Source organism: Alsobacter soli (assembly GCF_003004785.1).
In the GTDB taxonomy this organism is placed as follows: Bacteria; Pseudomonadota; Alphaproteobacteria; order Rhizobiales; family Beijerinckiaceae; genus Alsobacter; species Alsobacter soli.
The window spans coordinates 127,430-142,754 of record NZ_PVZS01000007.1; the positions used below are offsets into that span (position 1 = coordinate 127,430).

The window sequence follows — 15,325 nt, forward strand, 5'->3', positions numbered from 1 at the left end:
ACAACCATGAGCGACAACAGCTTCACGTTCGAGGGCGGACCGGTTGCGGTTCTGCTGATCCATGGGCTCACGGGCACGCCCTCCGAGGTCAAGAGCGTCGCCAAAGCGATCGCCCGCAAGGGCTATACGGTGCACGGCGTGCAACTCGCCGGCCACTGCGGCACGGAGGCGGATCTGCTGCGCACCGGCTGGCGCGACTGGAGCCGCAGCGTGGAGCGCGCCTTCGACCGGCTGCGCGAGCGGCATGAGATCGTGTTCGTCGGCGGGCTCTCGATGGGCGCGCTTCTCGCCATCAACCTCGCCCATGCGAGGCCGAACGAGGTGGCGGGCCTCCTCTTGTATTCCACCACACTCTTCTACGACGGGTGGGCCATACCGCGTTCGCGCGTGCTGCTGAAGCCGGCGCTGGCGCTGGGCTTCGCGCGATGGGTCCGCTTCGTCGAGGACTCGCCCTACGGCATCAAGGACGACCGTCTGCGCGAACGCATCGTCCGGGCCATGCAGGGCGGGGACAGCGGCTCGGCCGGCAACGCCGCCACGCCCGGCGGCAGCCTGGTGGAACTGCACAGGTTGATTGACCGCGTGAAAAAAGCCCTGCCGAACGTCCGCGCGCCGGCCCTCGTGGTCCACGCACGCGACGACGACATGACCAGCCTGCGCAACGCGCACTATGTCGCGAGCCGGATCGGCGGCGACGTGGAAAAGGTGATCCTGGAGGATAGCTACCACATGGTGACGCTGGACCTCGACCGCGACCGGCTGGTCGAGCACACGCTCGGCTTCCTGGAACGCCGCAGGCCGCGACCCGCAGCCCGCGAAGCGGCCGTGCCGATGCTGCGGGCGCGCGCCGGATGAGGCCGCCCTCCCCGGCAGTAGCCGTGTACCGCAGCATCGAGGCCATCTCCCCTGCCGCCTGGGATCGATGCTTCCCAGGCGACCCGGAAGGCTGGGCCTTCTATCGGGCCGTTGAGGACGCCGGGCCGCCGGGGTTCGATTGGCGCTACATCGCGCTCCTGGAGGACGGCCAGCCGGTGGCGGTCGCGCCCGTCTTCCTCACGCGCTATCGCCTGGACACGACGGTTCAGGGCCCATTGAAGCGGATCACGGAGGCCATCGGCCGCGCGCTGCCCCGGCTGATGACCCTGAACCTCGCCGCGCTTGGTTCGCCCGTGGCGGAGCAGTGCCACCTTGGCTTCGCTCCCCAGGTCCCCGACGCGCGCAAGCCGACGTTGCTCGAACAGTTGCTCGACGCCTTCGAAGCCCTGGCGGAAGCGGAGCGCTGCGGACTGATGGCGATCAAGGACGCCAGCGAGTTGGACATGCCCCTGTGGCGGCAGGTCGCCGGCCGCCGTGGCTACCAGCCCATGCCTGGCCTGCCCACCGGCGTCCTGAAGATCCCATCCGGTGGCCTGGAGGGCTACCTCGCCACGCTCAGCCGCGCGACGCGAAAGGATCTCAAGCGCAAGCTTCGCGCCCGGGATGGGCTCCGGGTGGAGCACCGCCACGCCATCGACGACGTCGTCGCCGAGGTCGGCGCGCTCTACGAGGAGACAGTCGCGAACAGCGAGTTGCAGTTCGAGCACCTGCCGCCCGACTATTTCGCCGCCGTGCTGCGCCGTCTGGCGCCGGCGGCCAGCATCGTCCTCTATTGGGCGGAGGACCGGCTGGTGGCGTTCAACCTCATGATCGAGACGCCGACCCGCCTCGTCGACAAGTATATCGGGATGCACTACCCCACAGTGCGACGTTACAATCTCTACTACCTGAGCTGGCTGGAGAACGTGGCCTACTGCGCCGAGCGCGGCATCGGGACCTACCAGAGCGGGCAGGCCTTCTACGGCCCCAAAGTGCGGCTCGGCTGCAGGCTCTCGCCCAACTGGCTGATGTTCCGCCACCGTCGCCCAGCCCTGAACGCCGTTCTCCGGCTCGTGGCCAGGGTAGTGCGGCTCGACCGTTTCGACCCGGAGGTCGCCAGGCAGATGGAGGAACACGCGTGACCCGGACCATGGCTGCGGACCGCGCCTCGGCGGCAGTCCTGACAGGCGCCGCGTGGACGCTGCTGGTCGCCTTCGAGACACTCGCGCAGGTCGCCCTCAAGGCGGCCGGGGAAGCGCTCGCGGCCGCGCCGGACCTGTCCCACTGGATGGCGGCCGCCGCAGGCAACGGCTGGGCCTGGCTCGGCGTGCTGGGTTATCTCGGCTCCTTCGCGGCGTGGATGGCGATCCTGGACAAGCTGCCGCTCAGCCTTGGCTTCCCGCTCACGTCCGTGGTGTATGTCACGGTGACGGCCTGTTCGGCGCTCGTTTTCCGGGAGGAGATCGGACCGCTACGCTGGGCCGGGATCGCGCTCATCATCGTGGGCGTGATCGTGCTGGGCACGGAGGACGAACCCGCGTGCGCTCGCTGAAGCGCTTCAGGTCCATACGCCTGAAGCTGATCATCGCCTTCATGCTCGTCAGCGTCGCGCCGACTTTGGTCGCGACGGAGTTGGCCACCCAACTCGTCGTCGACACTTTCGAGTCCAGCCTGCGCGTGTGGCTCTACGAGACCTCGCGCTTCTTCTTCGGCAACTTGCTGGACGAGCGCCGCGAGGCCATCGGCATCGCCGAGAGCATGATCGAGCAGGGCGCGCTGGACCCGGTGGCGAGCGGCGCGGCGAAGACGCTGCCCGGGAGCATCCAGAAGCTCATGGACGCGCTCGGCTACGATGTGCTGGTCATCTATGACGCGGACAAGAAGGCGATCTTTTCGTCACGTCCGGTGGCCGGCCTCGAGGAGGCGCCTCTCTCGGAGGAAGCCACGCTCTACACCGTCCAGCTCGATGGCCGCCCCATGCTGATGGCGGGCGCCTTGCGGCCCTTCGAGCGAGACGGGCGACGCATGTTCCTGCTCGTCGGCATCTTCATCGACGAGAACTACATCGGCAACATCAACGCCCTGAAGTCCTTCGAGATGCGCCTTTACTACAGGCAGGGCGCCGACCTGGTCGAGTTCTACTCGTCCCGGGACGGCGTCCGGGCGGACCGGCTGCTTCGGCGCTCGGTCGTCTCGGACCTCGCCGGCGGCGCCCCCTACGTGTTCCAGCGCGCCGCTGAGGGAGGTCGTTTCCTTGGCGTCTACACGCCCCTCTACGATAATCGCCAGCAACTGCTTGGGGTCATCTTCTGCGGCCTGCGCTCCGATGTCGGCGTGGCCGGGTGGGTGAACCGGACCAATATCTTCGTCGCCATTCTCGTCCTCGGCTCGGCCCTGGCCGTGCTGGGAGCGCTGCTGCTCTCGCGCCAGCTCACGAAGCCGCTGCTGCGCCTCGCCGAGGGCGTCCGGGCGGTCTCGGCCGGCGACTACCAGCAGGCCGTCGCCGTGACCGGGCGGGACGAGGTGGCGGAACTGTCCGAAGCCTTCAACCGCATGACGGTGCAGCTCGCCAGGCTGCGGGAGGTGGAGGAGCGGATGCGCCGCCAGGAACGGCTGTCGACCCTGGGAGAAGTCGCGGCCGGCCTCGCCCACGAGGTCCGCAACCCGCTCGGCATCATCAAGACCACGGCAGAGCTGCTGCAGCGTTCGCGCAACCTGAACGAGGCTGAAACCCGCCGCCTCGGCTATGTGGTCGAGGAGGTCCGGCGAATCGACGCGCTCATCCGCGACTTCCTGACCTTCGCCAAGACGCCCCAGGTCTTCGCGCTCATCAAGCCCTCGGAAATCGTGGCCAGGGCCCTGGACTTCGCCCAGCAGGAGGCGGAACGACGCGGGGTGGCGATCTCGTTCGCCGACAGCGCGCACGACGCTGTCGTCCGGGGCGATCCCGGCCAGGTCTACGACGCCATCCTCAACCTCATGCTGAACGCGCTCGATGCGATGCAGGGCGGCGGCCAGCTCAGCATCCGTCAGTGGTCCGACGGCGAGCACGTTCGGCTCGTGTTCGCCGACACTGGGCCCGGTGTGCCGGAAGAGATCCGGCCGCGCTTGTTCGATCCCTTCGTGACCTCCAAGCCCTCCGGCGCCGGGCTCGGCCTGGCCAAGGTCTTCGCCGTCATGGAGACCCACGGAGGCAAGGTGGAGTACAAGGGAAACCCTGGCGGGGCGGTGTTCGAGCTCACCTTCCCGGTCGCCGCCTCCGAGGACGACGCGCGCGCATGAGCCATACGATCCTGATCGTCGATGACGAACCGAAGCTCCTGGACGTACTGTCCGGCATGCTGGAGCAGATGGACTACCGCACCCTGACCGCCGGAAGCGGGGTCGCGGCCCTGGACGTCCTCGAGCGTGAGGGCGTGGACCTCGTTCTCTGCGATTTGCGCATGCCCGGCATGGGCGGCCGCGAACTGCTCGCCGAGATGCAGAGGCGCGGCCACGCGGTTCCGCTCGTGATCATGACGGCCTACAGCAGCGTGCGCGACGCCGTGGCGGTCATCAAGGAAGGCGCCTTCGACTATATCGACAAGCCGATCGAGCTCGACGATCTCACCGCCACCCTCTCCAACGCCCTGCGCCTCCAGGACGCGCTGCGCGACAACGCGCGCCTGCGGGAGGAACTCGAGGGCAAGCACCGCTTCGACACGCTCATTGGGGTCTCGCCGGCGTTCCAGAAGGTGCTGCGCGCCGTCGGCGAGGTCTGCTCCGCCAGGACGACGGTGTTGCTGACGGGCGAAAGCGGAACCGGCAAGGAGGTCGTCGCCCGCGCCATCCATTTCAACAGTCCCCGGCACGAGGGCCCCTTCGTGGCCGTTAACTGCGCCGCCGTGCCGGAAGCGCTGCTCGAGAGCGAGTTCTTCGGCCACGTGAAGGGCAGCTTCACCGGAGCGCTCACCAACCGCGTCGGTCGCTTCGGACAGGCGGACCGCGGAACCCTGTTCTTGGACGAGATCGGCGACATGCCGCTGGCCCTCCAGGCCAAGATTCTGCGCGTGCTCCAGGATCGCACCTATGAGCCCGTCGGCGGAACCCAAAGCAAGACAACGGACGTCCGCATCATCGCGGCCACGAACCGCGACCTCGAGAAGATGGTGGCCGAAGGGCAGTTCCGAGGGGATCTGTACTACCGCCTGAACGTGTTCCCGATCGCCCTCCCGCCGCTGCGGGACCGTCGCGAGGACGTCCCGCTGTTCCTGGACCGCTTCGTGTCCGAGTTCGGCCCGGCGCTCGGCAAGCGTGGCCTGAGCTTCGCCCCGGATGCCGTGCGCGCCCTGGCAGCCTACGCGTGGCCCGGCAACATCCGTGAACTGCAGAACTGCGTGGAGCGGTCGGTGCTGTCGGCGCGCGGCTCGGTGATCACCGCGGCCGACCTGCCGCCCTACATCACCCAGGCCCAGGGCGCAGCCTCCGCCAATGGCGAGGTCGTCTTCCCGATGGACCTGGAGGAGGAGTGCGCGAAATTCGAGCGCAGCCGCATCGTGGCCGCGCTCAAGCGAACCGAGGGGGTCCAGGTTCGCGCAGCCGAACTCCTGGGCGTCTCGGAGCGCAGTCTCTGGCACCGCGTCAAGAAGCTCGGGATCAGCGTGGGCAAAGCCGTCGCCGAGCCATGACCGGCCCAAGCGGCCCTGACCGCCCCATGGCGGCGCTTGCGGCGTGACGCCAGCGACGGCATTCAAACTCTCGTGCTTTGACACGCATGCCGGGCCACCGGAGGATGTCCGGGGGCGTATCGGCGAGGAATGGGTCCATGAGACTGCTGGCGGCGCGCAACCTTGCCGTGATGTCCGTTGCCTGTCTTGGCGCACAGATGCTCGGCGACCCCGCGGCCCGGGCCCAGGACAAGCCAGTCCCTGAGCAGATCGTCGACGTCATGAACCGGCTCTGGGGACAACACCCCGGCATGCGCGCCAACCACGCGAAGGGAGTCGTCGTGGAAGGAAGCTTCGCGCCATCTCCGGACGGCGCGGCGCTCAGCGCGTCTCCCTTGTTCGCGGGCGGCCCGGTCCCCGTGACCGTGCGTTTCTCGGACGCCACCGGCATCCCGACCATCGCCGACGGCTCGCCTCAGGCGAATCCACACGGCATGGCCGTGAAGTTCAAGCTTAGCGACGGGGGCGAGATGGACATCGTCGCCAATTCGCTGAAGTTCTTCCCGGTCGCGACCGGGGAAGAGTTCCGCGACATGTTGCAAGCCGCGGCGGAAAGCGGCCCAGGCGCGCCAAAGCCCACGCGGCTTGAGCAATTCGTGGCCGCCCACCCGGCCGCGCTCAAGGCGGTGCAATCGGTGCAGACGCCCGCCAGCTTGGCGCGCGAGACCTACAACGGCATCGACGCGTTCGTTTTCGTGAGCCGCGACGGCAAGCGCCAGCCGTTCCGCTTCCGCATCGACCCGGACGAGGGCGCTGAGCACCTCGATGCCGAGGCGGCGGCCGCCAAGCAGCCCGACTTCCTCATGAAGGAGATCGCGGAGCGGGTCTCCAGCCGCCCGGTGGTCTTTCATCTCAAGGCCCAGCTCGCCCAGGCTGGAGACCCGACGAGCGACCCCACCAAGCCCTGGCCCGAGGACCGCAGGATCGTCGAGCTGGGCAGGATCACGCTGACCCGCCCGGCCCCTGACAGCGCGACGGCTGAGAAGTCCCTGCTGTTTTTGCCGCAGAACCTGACGGCAGGCGTCGAGCAGTCCGATGACCCGCTCATCGACGCCCGCAACGCAGCCTACGCTGTCTCCTTCGGGCGTCGGCAGTAGCGCTTCGCCGCCCGTCTCGCCTGCGGCGACCCGTCCCGTCAGTGGATGCGAAGGCGCTCCACCCGCTCGCACGGCCCCGCTTTGGCCCTTCTTCACGGTCAGTAAAGGGCTCGGCCCCGACGATTGGGCGGCTCGGGAGAGAGGTGACGCATGAAGGCGATTGCGACAGTGCTTGGCGCCGCGCTGATGCTCGCGGCCTGCCAGGACGGGTACAGCAACCGGCACCTTGCGCCGATTCCGCCCGGAACCATGGCCCTCATGCACGAGAAGGGGACGACTCCGTCGCAGCCCATCCTCTTGCGCGCCTTCAAGAAGGAGGCGGAGCTCGAAGTCTGGAAGCGCGGGGCCGACGGACGCTACGCTCTCTTGAAGACATTCCCCATCTGCCGCTGGTCGGGGCAACTGGGCCCGAAGGTGCGCGAAGGAGACCGGCAGGCGCCCGAGGGGTTCTACACCATCACGCCCGCCTCCATGAACCCGAACTCGGCGCTCTACCTGTCCTTCAACCTGGGCTTCCCCAACGACTTCGACAGAGCGAACGACCGGACGGGCTCATACCTGATGGTGCACGGCTCGTGCTCGTCCCGCGGCTGCTTCGCCATGACGGACGACGCGATTTCAGAGGTCTACGCCATCGCCCGCGAGGCGTTCGCCGGCGGGCAGCGGGAGTTCCAGTTCCAGTCCTATCCGTTCCGCATGACGGCCGAGAACCTGGCCAGGCACCGCGCCGACCCCAACATCGCCTTCTGGCGCAACCTGAAGGAAGGGAACGACGTGTTCGCGCTGACGCGACAGGAGCCGCAGGTCGGGGTGTGCGACCGCCGCTACACCTTCAACGCCGCCGACGGCGGCTGCGGCCCCCAGGACGCCGCCTTGTCCTCGGCGCTGAAGGTCAGGGAACGGGCCGACGACGCCCAGGTGGCCCGGCTCGTGGCGGCCGGCGTGCCGGCCGTCAGGCTCGTCTACCGCGATGGCGGCCAGAACGCGGCGTTCATGTCCGGCGAGGCCAAGGTGGGCGACGTCTCCAGGCCCGAGGCGCTGACCAAGCCCGAGGAGATCATCATGGGCCCCTCCTCCACCGGCTCCGTGCCGCGCGCCGGGGCGGGCGCGCGATCCTGAAGCTGGCGCAACGAAGCGCACACCCAGCGCGGCGAATGCTTCTGCTAGCCTGCCTTCACCCGTGACCGGAGCACCGACATGCCCAGCGCCATCCTTGTCTTCTATGGCTCCTATCGCTCGGATCGCGCCGGCATCCGGCTCGCCAAGTACCTGGTGCGCGAACTGGGCGCCCGCGGCGAACGCGTAGAGTTCATCGACGCCAAGGCGGTGGGACTGCCGATGCTCGATCGCATGTACAAGGAATACCCGAAGGGCGACGCGCCGCCCGCCATGGAGGCCCTGGCCGAAAAGATACGCTCGGCCGACGCCTTCGTGTTCGTGACGGGCGAATACAACTGGGGCATGCAGCCCGGTTTGAAGAACCTGACCGACCACTTCCTCGAAGAGTGGTTCTGGCGGCCCGCAGCCATCGCCAGCTATTCGGCCGGACGGCTCTCGGGCGCGCGTTCAAACTCCATGTGGCACGGCACCCTCTCCGAAATGGGCATGGTCGTGATCTCCAGCACCCTCACGGTCGGGCCGATTGGGGACACCCTCGATGAGGACGGCAACCTCGCGGGAAGCGGCGGCAAGTCGCTCGGACGCGCCTTCCCCCGCTTCGCCGACGACCTCGCCTGGTGGACGGAAGCCTGCCGGGAGCAGCGCGCCCGCAAGGCTCCGCCTTATTGATCCGGCGCGTGCGCTCAAGCCAGCCCGGGGCGGCCCACGTGAATAGCCCGACCCGGCGCCGACCCAGCTGACCTCAGCGACCCGCCTGCAGATAGGGAATGGAGCCCGCCACGTCCGTGTCGTCGATGACGTAGAACTGACTCACGCTCCCATCCTGCCGCGATTTCGCGAAGGGCGCGTAGGCCGGGTCGTGCACGAAGCCGTCCAGGGCCTCCATCGAGGGGAACTGAATGAGGGCGATGAGGGTGGTGTCAGGCGCCTCGCCCTCGATCGTCCTGATGTTGGCGCTGCGGGAGAGATACCTGCCGCCGTGCTTGGCGACCATGTCATGCACCTTGGCGGCGTATTCGGGGATCCAGGACTCGTCAGTGACTTTGACGTTGGCGATCAGGAACACGGCCATCATCGTCCTCCCCTGGTTTTTCGCTCGCCTCGGGGGCTGAGCTCTCGTCGTCGATCGGAGGATCGGGCGACGCGGCCGCGCCAGCAAGTCTTCTTTGTTGCGAACGCCCGGCGTTTCTCCAGCCTGGCGCGCTTCAGCCCTCGGTGCGGACAATAGCGGAAGCCGCGCTGTCCTTCTCGAAGTGGTGCAAGGCGATGTCCTGCAACGCCGCGCAGGCTTGATCGATTTTCGAAAGAAGCTCGTCCCAATCGTGCGCCGCCTCCTCCCCATCGACGCCGCTCTCCTGACGAAGCTGACGAGCGATCAAGGCGAACATGTCTTCGTATTGTTGGAGTTGGTCCGGCTGCAGCATGGAGACGGCTCCACAGGACGCCACTGTCGCGCACAGATTGAAGGCGCGGTCGAGGATCTTCCGTGCGCAACAGCACCTGGCGGCGCGCTCCGCCGCGGAGATCGAGCCTCGGCCGGGCGATCTCCTATCCCAGCCACGGGGACAGCGAAGCGGCCACGGTCGGAGCGACCCCAATCACATCGAGATTGCCCGGCGGCGCACGCCTCAGCGCGGACGGAAGCTCGACGGTGTCCGTCACGGCGATCCGGTCCACCGGGGAAGCGAACAAGGCGGGCGCGCCCTCGGCGAACAGGCCATGAGCGGCTGCGCAAATCACGCGCGCTGCGCCGCGGCGCCGGCACTCCTCGGCGGTCCGCGCCATGGAGCCCCCTGTGCTGATCATGTCGTCGACGATCACCGCCGTGCGGCCCGCCACGTCGCCGGCGAAGAGATCGCCCCAGACCTGTCCCATGCTGCGCTGCTTCTCCATGAACGCCTTGGAGACCGGCTGGCGCGTGGCGTCCTCCAGCGCCAGGCGCAGCGCCTCGGCCCTCTTCATCCCGCCTGAATCCGGGGAGACCACCGCCAGCTTATCACCGCTCGCGATCCGCAGGAGGTAGGGCAACAGCGCCCCCGTCTGCTCCACGTGCAGCTTGGGGATCCGGAAGGCGTTCTCGAAAGCCGCCTGATTATGCACCTCCACGGTCGCGATCCCGTCGGCGCCCATCGCCTCAAACAATTGCCCGAGGTACCGGGTCGTCACCGGATCGTGGAGCTTGGTGCGGCGGTCCTTGCGGGCGTAGCAGAGGTACGGCGCCACAAGCAGGACGCGGCGCGCGCCGGAATCTTTCAGGGCTCCGGTGAAGAACAGCATTCGGCAGAGCTTGTCGTTGACGGACTGGGCGTCGTCCCCGTGGAGGCTTTGGACGAGTACGGCGGTCCTGCCGGCCACGTCGCAGAGGGGCCGGGCCTTGTGCTCGCCGTCCTCGAAGTCGCGTTCCTCATGGGCGGCCAGCGCGAGGCCGAGGGCGTCTGCAAGCGACCGGCCGAAGGCCTGCGACGCATTCAGCGCGAACAGGAGCGGTTCGTCGGTTTGTGCGGGCGTTTTGCCGCCCCTGCCCCGCCGCGACGGAGCCGGCTGCCCCAGCGCAATGGCGCCGACAACGGCGTCCACCCGGACGCCGTCGGAGGACAGCGGCAGAACGAGCCATTCGACGCCTTCCCGACTGGGGCCGGCAGCATCCGCCCACGCTCGCAGGGGCTCGCCCCGGCTGACCACGGTTTCCGCCAGTCGGCGCAGCCGGACGGCCATCCGCCGGGCTGGGGACTCCCTCCGGTCCGCTCCTCCGGCGCAGAGGATCGCCCTCGCACGGACGCCAAGATCCATGAAGGCGAAAGATCGCCCCGGCTGAACGGCCAGCGAGAAGGCCCAGGGCTGGGCCGCCCAGGCCTTGGCGTCATCCGGTCGAGGAAACAGCCGATCGCCCCTGCCCCGCTCCCATTGCTCGCGCAGGGCTGCGAGAGCTTCGGATTGCGGCCGGGCCGCCTCGTCGATTTCCTGGAAGAGACGGCGAAGCGGCGGTGCGGTGACGGCTAGGCTGGTCATCGGGACCTCCCAGGCGGGTGGCGCTTCTCACGGAAGTTGCAAGGCGGAGGCTTCCGCGATCGCCAGGTAGGCGCGGGCCAGGGGCGGCCACTTCGCGGGCTCCCGCGGCGCGGGTTCGAGCAGGTGTCGCAAGGCGAAGCGGGCCCGCATCAAAGCGCGGACGCTGCGATAGAAAGCCAGGAGCGCAGGAGGCGGCCGGTGCTTCAGCCGTGCCGCGACACGGGCGATCAGGAGGCGGCCCACATGGGGCGCGCCAAGCCGCTCGCATTCGAGCGACAGGTAGGACAGCTCGTCGAACGGGTCGAGGCGGCGCAGGTCGGCGTTGAATTCAAGACAGTCGATGACCACCGGATCGGAGCCAAGCCAGACGTGCTCGGGACGAAGGTCGCCATGGCCCTCCACGATCCGCCCCATGGCGGCGGGCCGGCCGATGGGGTCGGCCGGCCCCATCAAGAAGCGAAGCTGAGCGCCCGCGATCCGGCGAACCCGGCCCTCCGAAAGGCCGAAGCGCGGGTCGGACAAGCCCTGCCGGGCGGAAAGGATCTCGTGGCGGAAGCGCGCCACGTTCTCCCCAGCCGAGATGGGCGCCCGCGGCGCCGCGCGGTAGAACGCGGCAAGCCTGTCCGCCAGGATCTCGATGCGATCCGACGGAAGCGCACCACTCAGCGCCCATTCATCCAGGAATTCGGCCTGGTTGAGGCGGCGCATCTCCACCAGCCAATCGACGGCTTCGCCCTCGCCGCCAAGCCTCAAGACTCCGTCGGCCCGCGTCACCGGGACGACGCCGAGATACACGTCGGGCGCGAGGCGCCGATTCAGCCGGACTTCATCGATCGCATTGCGACGCCGGGCTTCGGCGGAACGGAAGTCCACGAATTCATCAACGATGCGCTTCTTGAGCTTGAACACGTGGCGGGGTGTGAGGAACACCCACGAGGTCCGTGTCTCCCGAACGCTGAGTTCCCCGGGCGTGCCCGGATAAATCGACGGATCACGCAGGAATGCGACCACCTCGCAAGCCTGGCTGACCTCGCCCATGGGGGCGGGGTCGCGCGGGGAGAAGGCACGGTGAGAAGCCGACATCCCGCCCACCATGGCGCGACGTCGTCCCCGACGCGATGACCGACGTCAGATTGAGCCGCCTCGCGCTTCTGAAAACTGGTCGCCGTGTTGCTTGCGGGCAGCCTCTTGCACGCAGACTAGCGCGTGCTCGCGCCCCGTTCAGAAATCGCGCTGAATCCGGATGCGCCCGATGACCTGATCCCCCGTCTTGCGGATCCAGTTCGGTGGGTCCGTGCTGATGGTGCTGAAGACGCCGCCCTGGCCGGCATTGGCGCGCACGTAGTTGACCTCGGCGCCGATGTCGAGATTGGCGACGGGCGACCAGATCAGGTTGGTTCCGATGCCCCAGTAGCGCCAGTCGCGATACGGATTGTTGCCGTTGAAGGCGAAGCTGAACCCGTTGGCCGCGTAGAAGGCGCTGTTGCTGAAGTCCACCGCCATGTAGGTGCCGAACAGCGATTGCCGCACGGTCGGCGTCCAGTAGTGCAGCGCGGCCGCGGTCAGCCCCCAGATGCTGGTGAGCTTCAGGTCGCCTGGCGCGGCGCCGGCCACGACCGCATCGGGCATGCCCACGTTGCCCACGCCGCCGATGCCCCACCCCGCGGCTTTTCCGAGCCCGAAGTAGTTGCCCATGATGTACGAGCTGGCGCCGTGCGTGTAGGTGCCCTGCAGATAGAGCGCATCGCCGGAAGCGATCATGGGCAGGTTGAACTTCACGCCGGCGTTCAGCGCGTAGCCGTATTCAGTTGAAGGGGTGAACCCCTGCGGCGTCACACCGCTGGCGAGCGCCGTCTGCTCCCCAACCCGCACCTGGTGGAGGGCGCCCGACACCTGCGCCGCGCCCCAGGACGCGTCATAGCGCAGGAGCCCGACGACGTCCGGCGCGCCGGAACCGGTGTAGGCGTAGGTGGGAACGAGGCCTGGCGCGGGCGCGACCGCGGTGGCGATGGCGTTGCGCGCTTCAACGGGATCTTCGATCGCCAGCGTGGCCGAGAAACCGGACCCGAAGGTCGCCGTGTAGGCCAGGACGTTCGTCAGGTCGTTGAGCGACGACTGTCCGGCGGTGATGCCCACCCATTCGAGGTCGCCCTGGTAGAAGCCGAAGAAGGATTGCGTGCGCCCGGCCGTCAGCCCACCGAACTGGATAAAGGCGCGATCCAGGACCACCTGCGTCTGTGCGGTCCCATTGTAGTCGACGCTCGTGCCGGTGAAGGCGTTGCCGATCCGGGTCGCCGTGCCGCTGTAGATGGCGCCGTTGCGGCGCGCCACGTCGACGCGCACGAAGGCCCGGAGCAGGCCGTACTCCGTCTCGGTGCGCGTATCGGCATAAAGACGGCCCAGTCCGCGCGTGCCGGTCGTGTCGTCGTTGCGCGTGTAGGGCGTCTGCAGCTGGAATTCATAGCGGACGCGGCCGCCGACCCGGATGCAGGTGTCAGTGCCGGGGATGTAGAAGAACCCCGCCCCGTACGTTGAGCACACGCGCACGTACTCGACAGGCGCCGCCTTGCGGGCCGGCAAATCCGCCGCCATCAGCGGCGAGGCCGCCAGCGCCCCAGCCACGGCCCCCAGCATCTGCTTCATCAACACGCCCCCGAATCGAGCGCCAAAGCGGTTGAACACACGCAGCCCACTACTCAAGGTCGAGTGTCGCGACTTGGGCGGGAGAAGACAATGTCGCGGCTGCAACACGCCATGCAAAAAACGCCGGCAGGAGCCGGCGTTTTCTTGAGCCCGTGGGCGCGATCCTACTGGGCCAGCACCATGGCGAAGTAACCGAACACGGTGAGCAAGATGCCCGAGACGGCGTAGGCGACGGGGAAGCCGATCCACGGCACGTTGCTCTGGATCTCCACCGCGGCCTCGCGGCAGGGACCGGAGTGACTGCGGGCGCCGGCGACGCCACCCATCAGAACCGCCGGATTGAACTTGAATACGTGGTAACCGATCGCCCAGACGATCACGGGGGGCAGCGAGCAGGCGACGAAGCCCACCAGGAAGATCTTGAGCGCGATCGCTCCGGTGAGCTGGGTCAGCAGCGAGTTTCCCGCGTTGATGCCCACGATGGCGACGAAGACGACGAGCCCGAGATCCTCGAGGATGTTGCGTGCGGCGTTCGGCGTATTGCCGAAGAAGCGGAGCCGCGACGCGATCGACGACATGATCACGCCCGAGACCAGGAGCCCGCCGGCGTTGCCGAGGCCGACCGAGGCGCCGAACGCCGGGAACTGAATGGCGCCGATCAGCAGCCCTAGCATCATCCCGGTGGCGAGCGTCAGGAGGTCCGTGGCCGCGCTTGGCCGCACCACGCGCCCGAAGAACTCGCCGACGGCGTTCACGGCGGACTTCAGCCCAACCACCGTGACCACGTCCATCCGCTGCAGCTTCGTGTCGCGGCCGATCGGGACAGGAACCCCTCCCCGCTCGAGCTTCGTCACCTGAATCTGGTCGACGCCCGGCAGGTCGCGCATCTGTTCCTGCGTGAGCTTCACCGCCTCGCGATTGGTGACCAGGATCTCGGCGCTGTCGAGCGGGATGTCCAGGGCCGTGCGGTCCGAGACTTCGGGGCCGATCAGGCCCATCTTCTCCGTCATGGCCTCGCGGCGTCCACCGAGCGCGATGACGTCGCCGTGCTGCAGGACGAGGTCCCGGGAAACAGGCAGGACCTTGGAGTCCCGCACCACGTTCGCCACGCGGTACTCGGGATTCTCGCGCAGCAGGTCGCCGACGGTGCGGTCGAACCACTGGCGGTTCTCCAGCCGGTAGGCCCGCAGGGCGCCTGGGGTCCAGCCGCTGAGGGTCGGCAGGTCGCCGCTGTTGACGCCGTGCTCGGCCTCGTACTGGCGCGCCGCCGCCTTGGCGTCGATGCCCCACCAGTTCGGCAGGTACTTGGTGATCAGGATGATGCCGACGGTGCCCCAGATGTAGGTGATGCCGTAGGAGAGCGCGATCATGGAGCTCGCGGCCTCCTTGCTGGAGCCCTCAGGCAGCCGCACGACGCCGGAGTTCACGGCCTCCTCGGCGGAGCCGATGGCGGCCGACATGGTTTGCGAGCCGGCCAGCATTCCGCCGGCGGCCCCCGGCGGCAGGTCGAAGAGCTTGGCGCCAAGCACCACCAGAGCCAGTCCGACCACCGAGCTCACGACGGCGAGGCCGGTGAACTTGAGGCCGTCGCCGCCCAGGCTGTTCAGGAACGACGGCCCGACGCGCAGGCCCACCCCGTACATGAACAGGTAGTAGAAGATCGACTTGGTGAAGTTGTTGAGCTCAAGCTTGTGGCCGTAGGCCGAAGCCCACACGGACAGGCCGCAGCCGATCACGATGGCGGCCGCCACCATGCCGAGGCCATAGCCCTTCACGCTCTGGCGTCCGAGCCATACTGCGAGCCCCACCGTCAGGAAGAGCAGCAGGTAGGGGTTGTTGGCGAGATAGCCGAAAAAGGCGGACATGGGGATGCTCCATTCGCCGGGTCTGATCGGG

General features: G+C 68.1%; 14 protein-coding genes. 8 read left to right on the forward strand and 6 right to left on the reverse strand.

The window, feature by feature from the left end; translation table 11 throughout:
- The first annotated feature begins 6 nt into the window (after positions 1–6).
- The 8 genes from SLNSH_RS08200 to SLNSH_RS08235 all read left to right on the forward strand — a co-directional run bounded on the left by SLNSH_RS08200 (position 7) and on the right by SLNSH_RS08235 (position 8,446).
- Complete coding sequence (locus SLNSH_RS08200) at positions 7–855, forward strand: alpha/beta hydrolase (RefSeq protein WP_106336193.1); 849 nt, start codon at positions 7–9, stop codon at positions 853–855.
- Positions 852–1,997: a GNAT family N-acetyltransferase gene (locus tag SLNSH_RS08205; protein WP_106336194.1), complete on the forward strand. Its 1,146-nt coding sequence runs from the start codon at positions 852–854 to the stop codon at positions 1,995–1,997. Before SLNSH_RS08200 ends, SLNSH_RS08205 begins: the two co-directional genes overlap by 4 nt.
- On the forward strand, positions 1,994–2,407 hold the full coding sequence (locus tag SLNSH_RS08210) for a DMT family transporter (RefSeq protein WP_106336195.1): 414 nt from the start codon (positions 1,994–1,996) through the stop codon (positions 2,405–2,407). The genes SLNSH_RS08205 and SLNSH_RS08210 overlap by 4 nt, the downstream gene beginning before the upstream one ends.
- Positions 2,395–4,137: a sensor histidine kinase gene (locus SLNSH_RS08215; RefSeq protein ID WP_106336196.1), complete on the forward strand. Its 1,743-nt coding sequence runs from the start codon at positions 2,395–2,397 to the stop codon at positions 4,135–4,137. The genes SLNSH_RS08210 and SLNSH_RS08215 overlap by 13 nt, the downstream gene beginning before the upstream one ends.
- A complete protein-coding gene (locus SLNSH_RS08220) occupies positions 4,134–5,522 on the forward strand; it encodes a sigma-54-dependent transcriptional regulator (protein WP_106336197.1) in 1,389 nt (462 codons plus the stop codon). The genes SLNSH_RS08215 and SLNSH_RS08220 overlap by 4 nt, the downstream gene beginning before the upstream one ends.
- A 137-nt stretch (positions 5,523–5,659) precedes the next feature.
- Entirely contained in the window at positions 5,660–6,658 is a 999-nt protein-coding gene (locus SLNSH_RS08225; protein ID WP_425352986.1) for a catalase family peroxidase, read from the forward strand.
- Between the two features lie 150 nt (positions 6,659–6,808).
- A complete protein-coding gene (locus SLNSH_RS08230; protein WP_245422137.1) occupies positions 6,809–7,777 on the forward strand; it encodes a L,D-transpeptidase family protein in 969 nt (322 codons plus the stop codon).
- A 78-nt stretch (positions 7,778–7,855) separates the two neighbouring features.
- Positions 7,856–8,446, forward strand: a complete 591-nt coding sequence (locus tag SLNSH_RS08235; protein ID WP_106336198.1) for an NADPH-dependent FMN reductase — start codon at positions 7,856–7,858, stop codon at positions 8,444–8,446.
- 73 nt (positions 8,447–8,519) lie between these two features.
- On the opposite strand, the gene SLNSH_RS08240 is transcribed toward SLNSH_RS08235, so the two are convergent.
- The 6 genes from SLNSH_RS08240 to SLNSH_RS08265 all read right to left on the reverse strand — a co-directional run bounded on the left by SLNSH_RS08240 (position 8,520) and on the right by SLNSH_RS08265 (position 15,294).
- A complete protein-coding gene (locus SLNSH_RS08240; protein ID WP_245422139.1) occupies positions 8,520–8,852 on the reverse strand; it encodes a DUF1330 domain-containing protein in 333 nt (110 codons plus the stop codon).
- 130 nt (positions 8,853–8,982) lie between these two features.
- On the reverse strand, positions 8,983–9,201 hold the full coding sequence (locus tag SLNSH_RS08245; RefSeq protein WP_106336200.1) for a hypothetical protein: 219 nt from the start codon (positions 9,199–9,201) through the stop codon (positions 8,983–8,985).
- Between the two features lie 124 nt (positions 9,202–9,325).
- Complete coding sequence (gene prs / locus SLNSH_RS08250) at positions 9,326–10,786, reverse strand: ribose-phosphate diphosphokinase (RefSeq protein WP_245422140.1); 1,461 nt, start codon at positions 10,784–10,786, stop codon at positions 9,326–9,328.
- 27 nt (positions 10,787–10,813) lie between these two features.
- On the reverse strand, positions 10,814–11,869 hold the full coding sequence (locus SLNSH_RS08255; RefSeq protein ID WP_146140221.1) for a hypothetical protein: 1,056 nt from the start codon (positions 11,867–11,869) through the stop codon (positions 10,814–10,816).
- Between the two features lie 138 nt (positions 11,870–12,007).
- Positions 12,008–13,429 carry a porin gene (locus SLNSH_RS08260; protein ID WP_146140222.1) on the reverse strand — a complete coding sequence of 474 codons (1,422 nt, stop codon included), beginning with the start codon at positions 13,427–13,429 and terminating at the stop codon, positions 12,008–12,010.
- 164 nt (positions 13,430–13,593) lie between these two features.
- Positions 13,594–15,294: an aspartate:alanine exchanger family transporter gene (locus SLNSH_RS08265; RefSeq protein ID WP_106336203.1), complete on the reverse strand. Its 1,701-nt coding sequence runs from the start codon at positions 15,292–15,294 to the stop codon at positions 13,594–13,596.
- Between the last annotated feature and the right edge of the window lie 31 nt (positions 15,295–15,325).

Excerpts from the sequence above, each read along its gene's own strand:
- SLNSH_RS08200 (WP_106336193.1), top strand. The coding sequence starts at position 7 with ATGAGCGACAACAGCTTCACGTTCGAGGGCGGACCGGTTGCGGTTCTG.
- SLNSH_RS08205 (WP_106336194.1), top strand. The coding sequence starts at position 852 with ATGAGGCCGCCCTCCCCGGCAGTAGCCGTGTACCGCAGCATCGAGGCC.
- SLNSH_RS08220 (WP_106336197.1), top strand. The coding sequence starts at position 4,134 with ATGAGCCATACGATCCTGATCGTCGATGACGAACCGAAGCTCCTGGAC.
- SLNSH_RS08225 (WP_425352986.1), top strand. The coding sequence starts at position 5,660 with ATGAGACTGCTGGCGGCGCGCAACCTTGCCGTGATGTCCGTTGCCTGT.
- SLNSH_RS08230 (WP_245422137.1), top strand. The coding sequence starts at position 6,809 with ATGAAGGCGATTGCGACAGTGCTTGGCGCCGCGCTGATGCTCGCGGCC.
- SLNSH_RS08235 (WP_106336198.1), top strand. The coding sequence starts at position 7,856 with ATGCCCAGCGCCATCCTTGTCTTCTATGGCTCCTATCGCTCGGATCGC.
- SLNSH_RS08240 (WP_245422139.1), bottom strand. The coding sequence starts at position 8,852 with ATGATGGCCGTGTTCCTGATCGCCAACGTCAAAGTCACTGACGAGTCC.
- SLNSH_RS08245 (WP_106336200.1), bottom strand. The coding sequence starts at position 9,201 with ATGCTGCAGCCGGACCAACTCCAACAATACGAAGACATGTTCGCCTTG.
- prs (WP_245422140.1), bottom strand. The coding sequence starts at position 10,786 with ATGACCAGCCTAGCCGTCACCGCACCGCCGCTTCGCCGTCTCTTCCAG.
- SLNSH_RS08255 (WP_146140221.1), bottom strand. The coding sequence starts at position 11,869 with ATGTCGGCTTCTCACCGTGCCTTCTCCCCGCGCGACCCCGCCCCCATG.
- SLNSH_RS08260 (WP_146140222.1), bottom strand. The coding sequence starts at position 13,429 with ATGAAGCAGATGCTGGGGGCCGTGGCTGGGGCGCTGGCGGCCTCGCCG.
- SLNSH_RS08265 (WP_106336203.1), bottom strand. The coding sequence starts at position 15,294 with ATGTCCGCCTTTTTCGGCTATCTCGCCAACAACCCCTACCTGCTGCTC.